15 protein-coding genes and 1 pseudogene are annotated in these 16,136 nt (G+C 66.6%); 10 read left to right on the top strand and 6 right to left on the bottom strand.

Going from position 1 to position 16,136, the window contains the following annotated elements; genetic code table 11:
* Positions 1-13: 13 nt before the first annotated feature.
* Entirely contained in the window at positions 14-1,642 is a 1,629-nt protein-coding gene (locus NL1_RS25695) for an FAD-dependent oxidoreductase (RefSeq protein ID WP_067844465.1), read from the bottom strand.
* Between the two features lie 283 nt (positions 1,643-1,925).
* On the opposite strand from NL1_RS25695, the gene NL1_RS25690 reads away from it, so the two are divergent.
* The 3 genes and pseudogenes from NL1_RS25690 to NL1_RS39690 all read left to right on the top strand — a co-directional run.
* On the top strand, positions 1,926-4,082 hold the full coding sequence (locus tag NL1_RS25690) for an MMPL family transporter (RefSeq protein WP_084510948.1): 2,157 nt from the start codon (positions 1,926-1,928) through the stop codon (positions 4,080-4,082).
* A gap of 87 nt (positions 4,083-4,169) precedes the next feature.
* Positions 4,170-4,439 (top strand): metal-sensitive transcriptional regulator, encoded by a 270-nt coding sequence (locus tag NL1_RS25685; RefSeq protein WP_067844461.1) that lies wholly within the window; start codon positions 4,170-4,172, stop codon positions 4,437-4,439.
* Between the two features lies 1 nt (position 4,440).
* Positions 4,441-4,545: pseudogene (locus tag NL1_RS39690) on the top strand (DUF302 domain-containing protein); the annotation flags it as partial.
* Positions 4,546-4,552: 7 nt separating this feature from the next.
* On the opposite strand, the gene NL1_RS25680 reads toward NL1_RS39690, so the two are convergent.
* Positions 4,553-4,828, bottom strand: coding sequence for a hypothetical protein (locus tag NL1_RS25680; protein WP_174553468.1), 276 nt, complete (start codon positions 4,826-4,828; stop codon positions 4,553-4,555).
* 182 nt (positions 4,829-5,010) lie between these two features.
* Here NL1_RS25680 and NL1_RS25675 point away from each other — a divergent pair, with 182 nt between their 5' ends.
* Positions 5,011-5,982, top strand: coding sequence for an NAD(P)-dependent alcohol dehydrogenase (locus NL1_RS25675; protein WP_067844459.1), 972 nt, complete (start codon positions 5,011-5,013; stop codon positions 5,980-5,982).
* A 200-nt stretch (positions 5,983-6,182) separates the two neighbouring features.
* Positions 6,183-7,667, top strand: coding sequence for a TerD family protein (locus tag NL1_RS40300; protein ID WP_067844457.1), 1,485 nt, complete (start codon positions 6,183-6,185; stop codon positions 7,665-7,667).
* A 52-nt stretch (positions 7,668-7,719) separates the two neighbouring features.
* Here NL1_RS40300 and NL1_RS25665 read toward each other — a convergent pair whose 3' ends face one another.
* Positions 7,720-8,121: a winged helix-turn-helix transcriptional regulator gene (locus NL1_RS25665; protein ID WP_084510943.1), complete on the bottom strand. Its 402-nt coding sequence runs from the start codon at positions 8,119-8,121 to the stop codon at positions 7,720-7,722.
* A 69-nt stretch (positions 8,122-8,190) separates the two neighbouring features.
* Between NL1_RS25665 and NL1_RS25660 the strand changes: the two genes are divergently transcribed.
* Positions 8,191-8,862 (top strand): nitroreductase family protein, encoded by a 672-nt coding sequence (locus NL1_RS25660; protein WP_067844455.1) that lies wholly within the window; start codon positions 8,191-8,193, stop codon positions 8,860-8,862.
* Positions 8,863-8,879: 17 nt separating this feature from the next.
* Here NL1_RS25660 and NL1_RS25655 read toward each other — a convergent pair whose 3' ends face one another.
* Positions 8,880-9,482 (bottom strand): helix-turn-helix domain-containing protein, encoded by a 603-nt coding sequence (locus NL1_RS25655; protein ID WP_067844453.1) that lies wholly within the window; start codon positions 9,480-9,482, stop codon positions 8,880-8,882.
* An 87-nt stretch (positions 9,483-9,569) separates the two neighbouring features.
* On the opposite strand from NL1_RS25655, the gene NL1_RS25650 reads away from it, so the two are divergent.
* From NL1_RS25650 to NL1_RS25640, 3 genes are read left to right on the top strand one after another with little or no spacing between them, the layout of a single operon-like run.
* Entirely contained in the window at positions 9,570-10,196 is a 627-nt protein-coding gene (locus NL1_RS25650; protein ID WP_067844451.1) for a class I SAM-dependent methyltransferase, read from the top strand.
* Between the two features lie 26 nt (positions 10,197-10,222).
* The gene (locus tag NL1_RS25645; protein WP_067844449.1) at positions 10,223-10,714 is read left to right on the top strand and encodes a DinB family protein; all 492 of its coding nucleotides are present in this window, start codon (positions 10,223-10,225) and stop codon (positions 10,712-10,714) included.
* Positions 10,715-10,744: 30 nt separating this feature from the next.
* The gene (locus NL1_RS25640; protein ID WP_067844447.1) at positions 10,745-11,767 is read left to right on the top strand and encodes an alpha/beta fold hydrolase; all 1,023 of its coding nucleotides are present in this window, start codon (positions 10,745-10,747) and stop codon (positions 11,765-11,767) included.
* Between the two features lie 118 nt (positions 11,768-11,885).
* Here NL1_RS25640 and NL1_RS25635 read toward each other — a convergent pair whose 3' ends face one another.
* Positions 11,886-12,629: a MerR family transcriptional regulator gene (locus tag NL1_RS25635; protein WP_067844446.1), complete on the bottom strand. Its 744-nt coding sequence runs from the start codon at positions 12,627-12,629 to the stop codon at positions 11,886-11,888.
* A 103-nt stretch (positions 12,630-12,732) separates the two neighbouring features.
* Positions 12,733-14,619 carry a S9 family peptidase gene (locus NL1_RS25630; protein WP_067844444.1) on the bottom strand — a complete coding sequence of 629 codons (1,887 nt, stop codon included), beginning with the start codon at positions 14,617-14,619 and terminating at the stop codon, positions 12,733-12,735.
* A gap of 230 nt (positions 14,620-14,849) precedes the next feature.
* Between NL1_RS25630 and trpB the strand changes: the two genes are divergently transcribed.
* On the top strand, positions 14,850-16,091 hold the full coding sequence (trpB, locus tag NL1_RS25625; protein WP_067844514.1) for a tryptophan synthase subunit beta: 1,242 nt from the start codon (positions 14,850-14,852) through the stop codon (positions 16,089-16,091).
* Positions 16,092-16,136 lie beyond the last annotated feature (45 nt).

The following is a 16,136-nucleotide window of genomic DNA, read 5'->3' as shown; positions in this document are numbered from 1 at the left end:
CTCAGGGCTTGGACTACCGGACCTCGGCCGTTGTTGCGTCGCGCCAGGTTCGATAGCCACCGTCGAGGTTGACCGCATCTCGGCCGAGTTGGGTCAGCAATCGCGTCGCAGTGTTGCCGCGCTGACCCACTTGGCAGAACACCAGAACCGGACCAGCCGGGATCTCGCCCGCTCGATCGCGCAATTCGTCCAGAGGGATGTTGAGCGCACCGGGTATGGATCCGGCGGCGAACTCTTCCGGTGATCGTACGTCGACCGCATGGGCGCCTGCGACAATCGCGTCATTGATTTCATGCCACTGCACGGTGCGGATTGCTCCGGTGCGCAGGTTGTCGGCCATGTAGCCGAGCATGTTCACCGGATCCTTGGCCGAACCGAACTGCGGGGCGTAGGCCAACTCCAGGTCCATCAATCGGGAGGCTGGGATGCCGCCTGCCATGGCGGTGGCCAGCACGTCGATGCGTTTGTCGACTCCGTCTCCGCCCACCGCCTGCGCGCCGAGGATCTCGTCGGTGACGGGATCGACGAGCAGTTTCACCGACATCGTGCGCGCATCCGGGTAGTAGCCGGCGTGGGCTAGCGGATGCGAATGCAGAACGCGGAACGGGCGTCCCGCGGCGCGCAGGCGCTTCTCGCTCCATCCGGTCATCGCCACGGTGAGATCGAAGACGCCCAGGATTGCGGTGCCCTGGGCGGGCGGGTCGATGGCAGGCAGTCCGGCTATCACGTCCGCGACCAACCGCCCCTGCCGATTCGCCGCATTGGCCAACGGGACGAGCATCGACCGACCGCTCACCGCGTCCCTCTTCTCCACTACGTCACCGACGGCGTAGATGTGCGGCACTGATGTGCGCAGCCGATCATCGACGACAATGCCACCGCCGGAACCGATCTCGAGACCGGCTTCGCGGGCGAGCACGCTTTCCGGCCGCACCCCGACCGCCATCACCACCACATCGGCCGGGATCACGCGCCGATCGGAAAGGGTCACCGTATCGGCGTCGATGCGACTCAGCTCCGCACCCAATTCCAGCCGGACCCCATGTTCACGCATCTCCGCCGCGACAGGGGCGGCCATTTCGACATCCATCGGCGACAACACCTGCACACCGCGCTGCACGACGGTGGTCGAAATCTGCCGTCGCACAAGATTTTCGGCCATTTCCACGCCGATGAAACCCGCCCCGGCCACTACTGCCGACCGCGCACCGCCGAGCGCCTCGGCCACGCGGTCCATATCGGCGACATCTCGCAGCACCAGGGCCCGCTCGACCCCCGGCAACAGTGGGACGATCGCGGCAGCACCGGTGCTCAGGATCAGTTCGTCGAAGGACTCGACATACTCTCGACCCGAGTCCAGCTCACGGACGGTGAGGCTGCGCCCCGCCGGGTCCAGCGCCACCACTTCGTGCCGCACCCGTACGTCCAGCCGGAACCGCTCCGCGAGCGACTCCGGAGTCTGCAGCAACAACGCTTCTCGCTTCTGGATCACCCCGCCGAGGTAATACGGCAGACCGCAATTGGCGAACGACACATGATCGCCCCGTTCTAGAACGACGATCTCCGCCGATTCAATCAGCCGGCGCAACCGGGTGGCAGCCGACATACCACCAGCTACACCACCGACGATCACAACCTTCATTCCGCACCTCCCAGCGGGCCGCAGCAGCGTGTGCCAGAGACCATCTTTCTGAATACCCCACGGGGTATATTACATGGGGTCACTATACCCCCTAGGGTATGCCAGGGTGTTGTGACAACCACCTCTTTTGCGCAGGTCACTCAGTCGATGACCATCGCTTCCGTCTCGCGACCTCAACAGCCCGACGCCACCCCGTGCCGTACAACACTCTTCACACAAGATACCCCTGGGGGTATGTTAGAGCCCAGACCGATATACCCCCAGGGGTATGAAGGAGACTGTGATGACCGACTCTTTGGCCGCTCCCCCAGCTCACGACACCTCGCCACCGAGAACCGGTGGCGTGCTCGGCAGGCTCGGCGTCACGATGGCCGAGCGCTCCTGGATCGTGTTCGGCGCATGGCTGCTGGTGTTGATCGCGCTAGGCGCGGCCGCACCGAACGTGTTCACCTCGCTCGCCGGGGCGGGCTGGCAGGCCAACGGCTCGGAGTCGGTCCGCGTCCGCGAACTGGCGCAGCAGCATTTCGGCGGGAACTCCTCGGCGGCGGTGCAGGTGGTGGTTCATTCCGACACCGCGACGATCGACAGCCCGCGCGTGCAGCAGGTGGTCGGTGAGATCACCGGTGTCTTCGCAGGCGATACGCGCTTCGGTGACGTGGTCCCGCCGCAGCCGGGGATGTCGATCAGCCCGGATGGGCACACCGGCATTCTCATCGCGGGAGCCAATGCCTCCACCGACGACATGGTCAAGGCGGTCGACGAGCACAAAGAGTCGCTGACGGATTTGTCCGGCGATGGAATCGAGGTCTACCCCACCGGCGCCTCGGCGTTGTGGAGCGACTTCAACAAGGCCAACCACGACGCCATGATCAAGGCCGAGATGTTCTCCTGGCCGGTCACTTTGGCGATCATGGTGCTGGCGTTCGGGTCGCTGGTCGCGGCCGGGCTGCCGCTGCTGTTGACCTTGGCAGGTTTGGTGGCCTCGGCCGGTGGGCTCGTGCTGTTGAACGAGATCACCCCGATTTCGGTGTGGGCCATGAACTTCGCGATGATGTTCGCGCTGGCACTGGGCATCGACTACGCGCTGTTCATCGTGGCCCGATTCCGGGACGCGTTGACCAGTGCCCCCGATGGCAGATCAGCAGTTGCCGAGACGATGGACACCGCCGGGAAGGCCGTTGCACTGTCCGGGCTGACCGTTCTGGTGAGCCTGTCGGCCGTGTTGATCGTGCCCGCGCCCGCAGTGCGGACCATGGCGGTCGGCATCACGTTCGCGGTCGCCTTCGTCCTGCTGGCCACGATGACTTTGCTGCCCGCCGCGCTGGGAGCGCTGGGCAGCAAGATCAATGCCGGCGCCCTTCCGCACGCCAAGCGGCAGCAGCACCGGTCGCCGCGATTCGCCGCATGGGGCCGACTGCTGCACGACAAGCCGTGGCCGTTCGCCATCGGCGCGCTGATCGTGTTGATCGGGCTGTCCGTGCCGGTGTTCGGACTGAAGGTGGCGATGCCCTCGATTCAGGTCGTCCCGACCGACGCACCCGTGCGCCAAGGCTACGAGCTGGTCCAAGCCCAGATGGGCAAGGGCGCGCCGGGCATGCTGCAGATCATCGCGCCGGCAGCCGAATCGAACCGGCTCGCCCAGACCGCCATGACGGTCGACGGCATCAGTATGGTCACCCCCGCCCAACCGGCCGACGTCGACAGCGGCCTGGTGATGATGCAAGCGCTGCCCGATGTCGATCCGTCCGATGGGCGCATGGGCGAAATCCTCGACGATCTGCGCCGCACCCTCCCCTCCGATGCACTGGTCGGCGGCGCACCAGCGGAAAACCTGGACCTGCAACAGGCGTTGAACGACTACCTGCCCCTGATCGCGGGGATCATCCTGGTGTTGGGATTCGCGTTGCTGCTGATCGCCTTGCAGGCGCCGCTGATCGCCGCCCTGGGCACCGTGGTCAGCCTGCTGTCGACCGCCGCGGCCTTCGGTGTGGCGAAACTGATCTTCCAGGACGGACACGGCGCGAGCCTGCTCGGCTTCACCCCGCAGGGCTTCCTGGACGGGTGGGGACCGGTGTTCTTCTTCGCCATGATCTTCGCCATCGCCATGGACTACACGGTGTTCCTGCTGGCCACGGCCAAGGAACACTACGAACACTCCAACGACCCGAAGTCCGCGCAGATCGACGGTATGGCCCACTCCGGGCGCGTGATCTTCGCCGCGGCTGCGGTCATGGTCGCGGTCTTCTTCACCTTCGCCCTGGCCGACCCGCTCCCGCCCAAGGAGATGGGCATCATTCTGGGCGTCGCGGTGCTGCTCGACGCGTTCGCGGTCCGGCTAGTGCTGCTGCCGGTGTTGCTGCGCCTGACCGGCCACGGCGCGTGGTGGTCGCCCGCCTGGCTGCGTAAGCGACTGCCCTCTATCAGCTTCGCGCACCACTGAAATCACATCCCCGGGCTCGGCTCGAGCCGAGCCCGGGGATACCCCGAGGGGTATGCTCGGTGAGGCCAACGACGAAAGGAACACGCCATGGTCGGCAACGAAGAGACCATCAACCAGGTGCTCAACCGGCTGCGTCGCGCACACGGTCAGCTCGCCGGTGTGATCTCCATGATCGAACAGGGCCGCGACTGCAAGGACGTGGTGACCCAACTCGCCGCGGTCTCCCGAGCGCTCGATCGCGCAGGTTTCAAGATCGTCGCGACCGGCTTGCGCGAATGCCTGACCGGAGACACCGCCGACGGCTCCGAACCGATGTCCGAAGCCGAACTCGAGAAGCTCTTCCTCGCTCTCGCCTGAGAAAGCCACCCTCGAGGCGAAACTCGGTGCGGACATGGAGGATTACCACATCCTCGGTGCCTGCAATCCTCCACTTGCGCATCGCGCCGTCGAAGCGGACCGGCGGGAGTGTCCTACTTGGGGGCGGCGGGTGCGGGGAAGGGCGAGTTGACCGTTGTGAGGTATTGGATGACCGCTGCGGTGGCGATCGGGGCGCCGACGAAGATCGCTCCGCCAAGTACTCCGAGGGGGGCGAGTGCGGCTGCGCCGATGAGGCAGCCTGCGAGTGGTCCCGCGCCGAACAGCATGGCCAGGGGCCCGGTCGCGACGCCAGCGGTGACGCCGCCGAGAAGACAGCCGATGGCACCGGCGCCGACGGCGCCGACAATCGCACCGGCGGCGGCTCCCATGGTGACGGTGGATGTCAGTCGGGCCCAAGCCGCGACTTCCCGGTCGTAGGGGGTTTTCCAGGGGGCCTGGTTCTCGAAGGGCAGGCACGAAATCAGTGCTGGTCTCAGGGGCTTCCCTGATATCCGGCCCCGGCATGTCGATCTACCGTTTCGGCGATAGCGGTAGCGCGAATGGAGAACCGATGAAGGCGATCATGCAGGACCGGTACGGATCACCGGAGGCCCTCGAGTTCAGGGACGTCTCCACACCGGTGCCCGGTGACGACGAGGTGCTGGTCCGGGTGCACGCGGCTGCGGTCAACGCCCTCGACTGGCATGTGATGCGGGGCGATCCGTACCTGGCCCGGCCGATGATGGGACTGCGCAGGCCGCGGGCGAAGATCCGCGGCCGCGATTTCGCGGGCCGGGTCGAGTCCGTTGGGCGAAACGTGAAGCGGTTCAAGGCCGGTGACGAGGTGTTCGGCGAGGCCGATGGCGCCTTCGCCGAGTACGTGGCCGCCCCGGAAAGCGTGGTCGAGCACAAACCGGCTCGCCTGACCTTCGAGCAGGCGGCCGCGATTCCCGTAGCGGGCAACACCGCACTGATGGGACTGCGGGACCTCGGGCAAGTCCAGCCGGGGCATCGAGTACTGATCAACGGTGCGTCCGGCGGCGTCGGCACGTTCGCCGTGCAGATCGCCAAGGCCTTCGGCGCGGACGTCACCGGTGTGTGCAGCACCAAGAACGTCGAGCAGACGCGGTCGCTCGGCGCGGACCGCGTCATCGACTACACCAGGGACGACTTCACCAGCGGCGCAGCCCGTTACGACGTGATCTTCGACCTCGTCGGCAATCACTCGCTGACCGAGTTGCGGCGAGTGCTGGCACCGGGTGGAAAGGTTGTCCTGTCCGGTGGCGGCATCTACCGCGGCGGCTCGGTTGTCGGGCCGATGGCGCTCATGGTGACGGGAATGGTGTTGGCGCGCTTCGCCCGCTGGGTGGACGTCCTCCAGGTAGTGCCGCGCGCCGACAATCTGACCACGCTCGGCGAGCTGGCCGAAGCCGGGAAGCTCACGCCGGTGATCGACCGGACCTACCCGCTCAGCGAGGCCGCCACGGCCATCCACTACCTCGAAACCGAGCACGCGCGAGCGAAAGTCGTCCTCACGGTCTGACACAACCGCCCGGGCTGTCTCTCGAGCACCTCGCGGTTGTCAGGCACGGGTCTCGGGGATGTCGAGGTAGTGGGTCTCGGCCACACGTAACAAGATCGGCGCCGGGCTCGAATAGCTACTGCAATGCAGACGATGTCCTGCGTCGACGTGGCTGGGTCGGGGGTCTTCGCCAGCTGGGTCGGGATCTTTGGTGACCGTGCATGTCGAATCGTGAGAGCGAGGCCGTGAGTTTGCTGAAGCTGTCGAAAGGCCAGAACCTTCCGTTGCCGGCTGGCGTAGCCGGTATCGACGTCGTCATCGGGTGGGCGAGGTCGGAGATCGAGGTCGATGCTTCCGCGCTGCTACTCGGTGCCGATGGAAAGGTTGGTGCCGATGGTGATTTCGTCTTCTACAATCAGCCGGAGTCACCGAACGGTGCGGTGCGATTCCTCGGCGTCCGCGCGACTGAGCACGGTGCACAGGCGCGGATCGCCGTCGACCTGTCCACGATTCCAGCCCCAGTACAGACTGTGGCGTTGGCCGGTAGCGTCGCTACCGGAAGTTTCGGGCAGCTCGGCGAACTCACATTCCGGGTCGATGACCGTGCCGGGCATTCGCTGGCCCTGTACGCGGCCGGCGACGCCGCCTCGGAATCGGCGTTTCTGTTCGGCGAGATCTACCGCCGGGACGGCAGATGGAAGATTCGAGCGGTCGGTCAGGGCTGGGCGTCCGGCCTGGCCGGTCTGGCAACGGATTTCGGGGTCGACATCGACGACGATGGCGACGCCGACATGGGTCTCAGCACCGCTGCCGCTTCGGTCGGCTCGTCATATCGGCTGTGGAGCCAAGCACGAAGGTGGTGCGACTACGAACTCGCCGTCGACAACGAGCATCTGCCGGCGATTCGGAGTCTGCTGCCACAAGATTTCCTCGACGGCAGCGCAGAACTGAACCCTGACGTCGAACTGGTTCCGGAGCCGGACGGGACGCGAGGCCCCTGGGCCATCTCGGTCCGCGCACGAGGACGAACGATCGGCTACATCGGTGCAGAGGAGGCACCGCAATGGGCTGATGTCGTCCGGCGCATCGTCGCTTCCGGATTCGTTCCCACGACCGCCAGCCGCATCTGGGCACGCGAGTACGACGGCTGGGACGGTGTCGAATTCAGTGCATACGTGCACATAGCCCTCGGCGAACCCAGCGAAGCGCTCCCGGTGAACGAACCACCCACCGTTCCGTACACGATGCTGCCGAGATCGGCGTTTGTGCAGGTCACCAAGGAAGACGAACACTTCGACGTACTACTCGACTTCGTGCCCGCGGCGGGATACGGCCTGCTGTTCGCAACTCTGCACGAGAACGTTCCCGAAAGCGGTCGCGCGAAGCCTCATGTCGAGGTACGTATCGATGATCAGCGGGTCGGTCAGCTCACTCCGCAGATGAGCCTGCGCTTTCTGCCGATGATCCGGCACCTGCATCAACAGGGGCTCGTCGCCGCCTGCCGGGGCGACATCAAGGGTTCGGCCGTTGCCGCAAAGGTCCGCATCGACGCGGTCAAAGCCAATGAGGCGACTTCGGACGTTCTGTCCGGGCCACCGGTCACCATTCCGCCCCTTCGGTCCGTGCTGCCGGATCCACTGTCATACGATCTGACACCTTTGCGATCGCTGCTCACCCCACTTCCGCCGATACGTCCTGTCACCTGACCTCTATGCCTACCCCGGTCACCCTCGGACCGGGCCCTGACACCGACCCCCATCATGCGCCTCGATGTGATGTGGGTTCTTGGGCAGCCGCCTGGCGAGCCCGTTCGATGTCGTTGATGTGCCGCTCGGCCCACTGGCGCAGGGCGCTGACGGGTTCCGCCAGGCTGCGGCCGAGGTCGGTGAGTTCGTAGTCGACGCGTGGAGGGATGGTGGGATGCACTGTGCGGGTGAGGAATCCGTCGCTTTCCAGACTGCGCAGGGTTTGGGTGAGCATCTTCTGGGAGACACCGCCGATACGGCGCGACAGGTCGGTGTAGCGCATGGTGCCCTGCTGGAGGAGGGAGTCGATCACCAGCACCGTCCACTTGCCTGCGATGTGATCGAGGACCTGCCGGGTGGGGCACTTGGCGGAGTACACGTCGGCGGGCAGGCCCGAGGATTCCACGATCGTCACACCAAGGAGAGTAACGCACTAATGAGTGCCCTCTTCCCGATAGAGAGTCACTCTCCGATAGTTAGTTTCATGACCAAGACGCTTTCGGTCGCCGACGCGATCCGCACCCGCCGCACCGTCCGCCACTACCTCCCCGATCCGGTGCCCGCCGCTCATCTCGACACCCTCCTCGACTTGGCGATGCAAGCGCCGTCGAGCTGGAACCTGCAGGACCGGTCCATCGTGGTGGTCACCGACACCGCAGGACGAGAGGGCCTGACCTGGGCCACCGGTGGTCAGCCGCAGCCGCAGGAGGCGCCGGTCATGCTCGTCTTCGTCGCCGAGCCGCACGCGTGGCGGGCGGACAGATCCGATGTCTACGAACAGGCGCGCCACACCGGGGCATGGAGCGAGGAGTTCATTACCGGATTCTCCGCTGCCGCCACCGAATTCCAGCAGGGACTGGCCGACCGCGGTCTCGAGCGTGAGTACGCGGTGAAGGACGCCATGATCGCCGCGACCTACGTCATGCTCGCCGCCACCGAACTCGGGCTGGCCACCTCGCCCATGAACGGCTGGGACGAGGACGAGGTGAAGAAGGTGATCGGCATCGAGGACCGCGCCGACCTCGCCATTGCCCTGCTCATGTCCATCGGCTACGCCGCCGAGGAACGGATCCACCCGGGGCGGCGGTCGTTGGACCGCACCGTCTTCCGCGGCGGCTATGACGCCACGGCGACTGCGCCCTGGCCTTTCCTGTGATGTCCGAACGCATCTCGTCAAAGGCTCCCGCCGCGAGATGACCGGTGCGGGTCGGCGCGCACGTGCGCACGCACCCCTTGCAGGCCGAACAGGATGAGAAGCTCGACCACACCGCCGTCGGCGCTGCCCAGCCAGTGCGGCAAGGATGTATCGAACTCGGCTGCCTCACCGGGCGGCAATGTCAGGTCGCGGTCGCCGAGCACCAGCCGCAGGCGACCGTTGAGCACGTACAGCCATTCGAAGCCTTCGTGAGTCTGCGGTGTCGGTTCGAGCGGTTCCGGCCGCGCGGGGATGATCATCTTGAACGCCTGCACACCGCCGGGCCGCCGGGACAGTGGAATGAAGACCATTCCGAACCGCCGGATCGGCTTCAGATGGAGCCGAGGGTCACCGGTGCGCGGGGCGCCGACGAGGTCGTCCAGCGGAACGTCGTAGGTACGGGCCAGCGGCAGCAGCAATTCCAGGGTCGCCCGCCGCTGCCCGCTCTCCAGCCGGGACAGGGTGCTCTCCGACACCCCGGTCGTCGCCGCGAGATCGGCGAGGGTGATGCCGCGGTCGCGGCGCAGCGCACGCAGCCTCGGCCCCACCGTGTTGAGCACGTCGTCCGTTTCACGGTCCATGGGCCCATCTTGCCGGAACCGCAAGAATTCGTGCCAGATCGAAGTGGGTCTCGCGAGACTGAGCAGGTCCCCGAGAAAGGAGCTTCGATGAGCACGACCGATGCGAGCACATTCTGGGACGGCGTCTACTCGGGCCGACCGACAGCCACCGACCCGCAGCCGAATTACCTTCTCCCCAAAACGGTTACGGGCCTGCCGCCCGGCGACGTTGTGGATCTCGGGTGCGGCAACGGTGGCGACGCGCTGTGGCTCGCCCACCGGGGGTGGCATGTCACCGCCGTCGACATCTCGGCCGTGGCGGTCGAGCGACTTACCGGCATTGCCCGTGCGCGCGGCCTGGGTGACCGGGTCGTCGCCGAGCGGCACGACCTACGCGACTCGTTCCCCAAGGGCCGGTTCGACCTGATCTGCGCCCACTATCTGCACACCCCCTTCGACCTGGACAAGGCAGCCGTTCTGCGCCGGGCCGCGCACGCGCTGCGCTCGGGCGGGCGGCTGCTGGTCGTCGACCACGGCTCGACCGCGCCGTGGTCATGGAATCAGGATCCCGACGTCCGGTATCCGACCCCGCGGGAGGTCGCCACGGGCCTCGATCTGGACCCGGCGACGTGGACGGTCGAGCGGGCAGGCGCACCCCGCCGGATCGCCACCGGACCGGGCGGGCGTACCGCCGAGGTCACCGACCACGTCCTCGTCATCCGGCGCACTACCTGATCCGTTCTTCCCCGAAGGAGACCTTGATGGATACCACCTCCCGCCGCCGCGACACCCCGCCGCCCCGGGCCGGAAACAGCGAGATCGAGGTCCTGCGCGGTTTCCTCGACTACGTACGGAGCGCGATCGCCGCGAAGGTCGACGGCGCTCCCGAACCGCAGGTCCGAACGCCGGCAGTGCCGTCGGGCACGAACCTGCTCGGCCTGCTCGAGCACCTCACCTTCGTCGAGCGCGCGACGTTCCTCGGAGAGGAAGTCACCAACTGGAAGACGACGTTTCATGCCGCACCGGCCGACAGCGTGGCCGATGTCGTCGACCGCTACCGCACGACGGTCGAGCGTGCGAACGAAGTTCTCGACGGCTGCACCGACCTCGGCGCACCTGTCCCCCGGCCGCAGCCGGGACGCCGCGCGCCCAGTATCCGCTGGGCACTCACCCACATGATCGAGGAAACCGGCCGCCACGCCGGCCACGCGGACATCCTCCGCGAACTGATCGACAGCGCGACCGGGCGCTGACCCCTTTTTCGAATCGAGGAGACCGAACCCATGATCACCGCTGCGCGGCCGCGCCGCTTCCGCCGATCCGCGCACAAGGGGGCGACCACCGTATTCGCCCTGCTGCTGACGATCTTTCTCGCGGGCTGCTCCACACCAGCCGCCGAGGACGTTCCCCCTTACGCCGTCGCCACACAGAGCGACCCCCAGTTCGACAGCACCTTCCGGCACGAGTTCGCCGACGTCGACGGCGTCCGGATGCACTACGTGACCGGCGGAAGCGGCCCGGCGGTGGTGCTGATTCACGGCTGGCCGCAGACCTGGTACGGCTGGTGGCCGATCATGCCCGCGCTCGCCGAGAACTACACCGTCTACTCCATCGACCTCCCCGGGCTGGGCGACAGTACCGGCTCCCCGACCGGCTACGACAAGGCCACCCTGGCGCGGTACGTCCACACCTTGCTCGCCGATCGGCTCGGGGTGCGTGACGCCCGCGTCGTCGGGCACGACTTCGGCGCCGCGGTGGCGTTCCAGTACGCCGCCCAGTTCCCCTCCGACACCGCACGCCTCGCCTACCTCGACTTGCCGCTCCCCGGGCCCGGGATCGATGCGTCCACATACCGCTCACTGAGCTGGCACATCGCCTTCCACGCCCAGCGTCGAGTCCCCGAGGCGGTGGTCGGTGACGACGTCCGCGACTACCTGGCACTGTTCTACCCGCAGGTTTCGTTCGGCGGAACGGCATTCGGCGGCACCTCGGATCGATCCCCGTTCACCGACGCCGAGATCGACGAGTACGCGCGGACATACCGTCGGCCCGAGGTCCTCTCGGGCGGCTTCGAGCTCTACCGCGCCCTCGACAAGGACGTCCGCGACACCACGGCGACAGCACCGATCAATGTCCCGACCCTGCTCATGACCGCGCAGGGGCAGGTCGACCCGGTCCGGGCCACCATCGCGCCGCGCATGGCAAACATCGTGCGCGCAGTGGACGTGCCGAATGCGGGGCACTGGCTCGTCGAGGAGAACCCTGCCTTCGTCACCACGGAGTTGCTGCGGTTCCTCGACAGTTGATCCGTCCCTCGTCCTATCGGTGCCGACCACGCCGCGGTAGTCATCCAAGCGGCTGGTCGGCACCCGAAAGCCGCCTCGAGAGCCACCGGCTCGTGCGCATCGCTGGTCGGCGAACCGGTCAAGCCTGCTCGGAGCCGGGTGGTCCGCCCAGCAGTTTTCCCATGCGCCGGAGCACGTCGATCTGGGCGGAGTTGTAAAGATCGTTCAGGGCCACGCCGATTGCGCGTTCGGCGAAGCGCGCACCGCGTGGTGCGTCGGCGGTGAGATCTTGAAGTTCCGGGTGGCCGGTGAGCAGCGTCCGGGTGGCGGGCACCAGGTGTTCGGCCATCTCGCGGCGGGTCCGCTCGTCGGCGTCCGCGGGCAACTGGTCGAACTCGAGGACCCCGGGTTGCGCGTAGTAGCCCCGCAGCGCCTCGGCGTAGGCGCGCAGTGTCGAGGACCCGAGCACGCGAGTCAGCACGACGAGGAGCGCACGGTCGGTGTCGGGCAGATCCGCGTCGGCGGTGGCCACGGCCAGCTCGGGCGGCAGGTCGGTCGGTGTGGGTTTGCGCAGCGTCATGGCGAGCTCGACACGGATCCGTTGCAGGCGTTCGATGGTCGCGGCGAGCTCGGCGTCCAAGGTGCGCAGTGCCTGTTCGGGATGTTCGTCCGCCTCACCCATCGCGGCGATCCTGGCAAGGGAGAACCCCAGGTCGGTCAGGCGTTTGATCCGCAGCAGGCGCACCAGATGAGCCACGCCGTAGCGCTTGTAGCCGTTGGCACCGCGCTCGGGCACGTCGAGCAGACCGACATCGTGATAGTGCCGCACCGCACGCACGCTCGTGCCTGCGAGCTCGGCGAGTTCACGGGTGCTCCACGCCACGCCACACCTCCTCATCGACCGGATCTGCCCGGCACGCGAGTGCCGACATCGATACCAGTCAAAACCATGCCGCTACGGCATGGTCAAGCGCGACTGAATTCGATCATTCCCGTCGCCCACCGAGGTGCCGAGCGAGGAAGCGCTCGATCGCATGGAACATGTCGATCTGGTTTTCCGGGTTCGCGAAGCCGTGTCCTTCGTCGTCCTTGACCATGTACTCGACCTCGACTCCGCGCTCGAGGAGCGCTTTCACGAGGTTGTCGGACTCGGCGCGCACCACCCGGACATCGTTGGCGCCCTGGATCACCAGCAGTGGTGTGCGAATCCGGTCCACGTGGGTGATCGGCGAGCGTGCGAGCATGTCGGCCTTCTGCTCCGGGTCGTCGGGGTCGCCGACGAAGAGATGCCAATTGTTGGCCGTGTGGGGCTTGGCGAACGAGGGGATCGTGCGCAGGAAGTTCGTCAAGTCGGAGATGCCGACATAGTCGATAGCGGCCGCGAAGACGTCGGGAGTGAAGGTGACGCCGACGAGGCTCGCGTAGCCACCGTAGGACGCGCCGAAGATCGCAACCCGGTCCGGATCGGCGTAGCCCTGCTCGACGGCCCAGTGCACGGCATCGATGAGGTCGTCGTGCATCTTGCCTGCGAACTCTCCGATCGCCGCCTTGACGAATGCTTTTCCGTACCCGGTCGATCCGCGGAAGTTGACCTGCAACACCGCATAGCCGCGGTTGGCGAACAGTTGTGCGGCGGGGTCGAACTCCCAGCTGTCGCGGTACCACGGGCCGCCGTGGACCATCAGAACCATCGGCAACCCGACCGGCTCGATGCCGACGGGCAGCGTCAGATACGAGGGCAGGCTCAGTCCGTCTCGCGCCGGGATCGTTACCGGACTCATCGGGGCCAGCGATTCGGGATCCACATGCGGGTACGGCCGGAACAGCAGCCGATGCGCGCCGGTGGAATGGTCGTAGTAGTACGCGACACCGGGGTCGCGGTCGTGAGTGAAGGTGACGACCCAGCGTTGCCCGGTGTCGTCGGAGGACACAGCGGCCAGGTCTCCGTCGGAGAGCTTCTGCAGGTTCTCCAGCACCGCGGCGAAATGTGGATCCAGTGCGTGGACGACCTGTCGTTCGCCGAGGTAGCGGGCCCCGATCAACTCCCCCGTGCGGCGGTCGAGAATCAGTGGCGACAGAAGCACCGGAGAGACGGCGCCGCGGGTATCGAGGTCGAACGTCGGGTGACTGTCGACCTCGGTCTCCGCACCGGTGGTCAGATCGAGCCGGACCAGCCGGGTCCGGTCGGTGCCGCGGTTGGAACCGATCCACACCCCTGACCCGTCCGGGGTGAGCCGGACCGGCAGCACGCCCATCGGATAGTCGGCACCGTCGTACACCGCGATAGGGTGCAACGTGGCAGCATCGACGTCCCATCGTGAGATCTCGATATCGCCCGCGGAGGTCAGGGTGCGAGCGAACAAGTCGCCGTCGGGACCGCACATCCAGAAGGCGACATGTCCGGGATTCTCGGCCAGCACCGTGATGGCACCGGTAGCGATGTCGAGCTCGCAGAGGTCGAACACTTCGATGTCCCTGCTGTTCAGGTGCAGCAGCGCCTTTCCTGGCCGTTCACCGGGCAGCTCGAAGTGGACGACTGTCGCTCCGGGGAACGGCGTGAGGTCGATCGCCTCCGCACCCGGGTTGTCGAGATCGACTCGATACAGGTGCCATTTCTCGTCGCCGTTGCCGTCCTGGGTGTAGAGCAGCCACCGCGAATCGCCGGTCCAGCGGAAGTCGTGCACACCGCGGTTCTCCTCCGCGGTCACACAGCGTGCTTCCTCGTTGGAGTCGAGGTCCTTGATCCACACGTTCAACCGGTTGTTCCGCGGCGCCAGGTAGGCGATCCTGGTGCCGTCCGGCGAAATCGACGGCGCCGCACTCGTCGGCGGTCTGAAAAAGTCCTCTACAGAAATGAATTCCGGCGCTGCCATGTCGATCCTTCCGTGTGGTGTGCGATTCGGAACCCAGGACATCGTTGGCCGTAACGGCACAGTCAATGCCATATCGGCATGAGCCACATCACATCTCGACGCAACAGAAGTTCTCGACCATCCGAAAGATCGAGTCTGTTAACTCGCTTGTTGCCGGTCTGTGGGATTGCGCTGGTGCGAGCGGAACAGACTGAGCCGTCGGATCGGTGGCGGTGAAAGCGTTGGTGTTGATGAGGATTGATCACGACATGGCGGCGAGCGGGTTCCGGCGCGAGACGCTTCCCGACGAGCGCGGACGATTCGGCGTTTTCGGCGGCAGATTCGTGCCCGAAGGACTGATGGCCGCGCTGCTGGATCTCGAGGCGGCCTACCTTCTGGCACAAGCCGATTCGAGCTTCGAGGCGGAGTACCGGGAACTACTGCGCGACCGCGTCGGCAGGCCCACGTTGCTGCATCAGGCGCGGCGGTTCGCCGAGTTGCTCGGCGTGCCGGACGTGCGGGTCTATCTCAAGCGCGAGGACATGGCCCACACCGGCGCTCACAAGATCAACAATGCGCTCGGGCAGGCGCTGCTGGCGCGGCGGATGGGCAAACGACGGATCGTCGCCGAGACCGGCGCGGGCCAGCACGGCGTGGCCGTGGCGACGGTGTGCGCGATGCTCGGCCTGACCTGTGTGGTCTACATGGGGACCGACGACATGCGGCGCCAGGCGTCGAACGTGGTCCGGATGAATCTGCTCGGCGCCGAGGTGCGACCGGTCGACAGCGGATCGCGCCGCCTCAAAGATGCCATCAGCGAGGCGGTCCGCGACTGGGTGGCGAACCTGGACACCACCCACTACCTGTTCGGCACCGCGGCAGGGCCCGCGCCGTATCCGCGGATCGTGCGGGATTTCCAGACGGTGATCGGCGCGGAGACCAGACACCAGATCATGCGTGCCGAAGGCAGACTGCCCGACTGCGTTCTCGCCTGCGTGGGCGGCGGCAGCAACGCCATCGGTGTCTTCCACCCGTTCACCGACGATCCGCAGGTGCGGCTGATCGGCGTCGAGGCGGCCGGGCTCGGCGTCGACACCGGCGCGCACGCGGCGACGCTGAGCATGGGAAGCCCGGGTGAGATCGACGGCTCCTACAGTTACCTGCTCCAGGACGAGGACGGCCAGATTGCGCGAACCCACAGCATCGCGGCCGGACTCGACTATCCGGGCGTCGGCCCCGAACTCAGCCATCTGAAAGACAGTGGCCGGGTGAGCTATCGCGCGGCCACCGACGCCGTCGCACTGCGCGGGATGCAGGCGCTCAGTCACACCGAAGGCATCCTCGCCGCGCTCGAATCGGCCCACGCCGTCGGGCATCTGCTGGAGATGGCCGACCGCGGCGAGGTTGTCGAGAACTCCGTCGTCGTGCTGTGCCTGTCGGGTCGCGGTGACAAGGATCTCGCCGTCGCCGCCGACCGCCTCGGCGTGGGATAACCGCTGCTATCGTCGGGAGTGTTCATGGCGCCGGGTGAGGGACCG

Origin of the sequence: Nocardia lijiangensis NBRC 108240, assembly GCF_001613045.1 — a bacterium.
GTDB lineage: Bacteria > Actinomycetota > Actinomycetes > Mycobacteriales > Mycobacteriaceae > Nocardia > Nocardia lijiangensis.
This window is presented reverse-complemented; position numbering and strand designations above follow the sequence as displayed.

Bases quoted from the DNA above. Each gene is read 5' to 3' on its own strand.
- NL1_RS25695 (WP_067844465.1), bottom strand. From the start codon at position 1,642: ATGAAGGTTGTGATCGTCGGTGGTGTAGCTGGTGGTATGTCGGCTGCC.
- NL1_RS25690 (WP_084510948.1), top strand. From the start codon at position 1,926: ATGACCGACTCTTTGGCCGCTCCCCCAGCTCACGACACCTCGCCACCG.
- NL1_RS25685 (WP_067844461.1), top strand. From the start codon at position 4,170: ATGGTCGGCAACGAAGAGACCATCAACCAGGTGCTCAACCGGCTGCGT.
- NL1_RS25680 (WP_174553468.1), bottom strand. From the start codon at position 4,828: ATGGGAGCCGCCGCCGGTGCGATTGTCGGCGCCGTCGGCGCCGGTGCC.
- NL1_RS25675 (WP_067844459.1), top strand. From the start codon at position 5,011: ATGAAGGCGATCATGCAGGACCGGTACGGATCACCGGAGGCCCTCGAG.
- NL1_RS40300 (WP_067844457.1), top strand. From the start codon at position 6,183: ATGTCGAATCGTGAGAGCGAGGCCGTGAGTTTGCTGAAGCTGTCGAAA.
- NL1_RS25660 (WP_067844455.1), top strand. From the start codon at position 8,191: ATGACCAAGACGCTTTCGGTCGCCGACGCGATCCGCACCCGCCGCACC.
- NL1_RS25655 (WP_067844453.1), bottom strand. From the start codon at position 9,482: ATGGACCGTGAAACGGACGACGTGCTCAACACGGTGGGGCCGAGGCTG.
- NL1_RS25650 (WP_067844451.1), top strand. From the start codon at position 9,570: ATGAGCACGACCGATGCGAGCACATTCTGGGACGGCGTCTACTCGGGC.
- NL1_RS25645 (WP_067844449.1), top strand. From the start codon at position 10,223: ATGGATACCACCTCCCGCCGCCGCGACACCCCGCCGCCCCGGGCCGGA.
- NL1_RS25640 (WP_067844447.1), top strand. From the start codon at position 10,745: ATGATCACCGCTGCGCGGCCGCGCCGCTTCCGCCGATCCGCGCACAAG.
- NL1_RS25630 (WP_067844444.1), bottom strand. From the start codon at position 14,619: ATGGCAGCGCCGGAATTCATTTCTGTAGAGGACTTTTTCAGACCGCCG.
- trpB (WP_067844514.1), top strand. From the start codon at position 14,850: ATGAGGATTGATCACGACATGGCGGCGAGCGGGTTCCGGCGCGAGACG.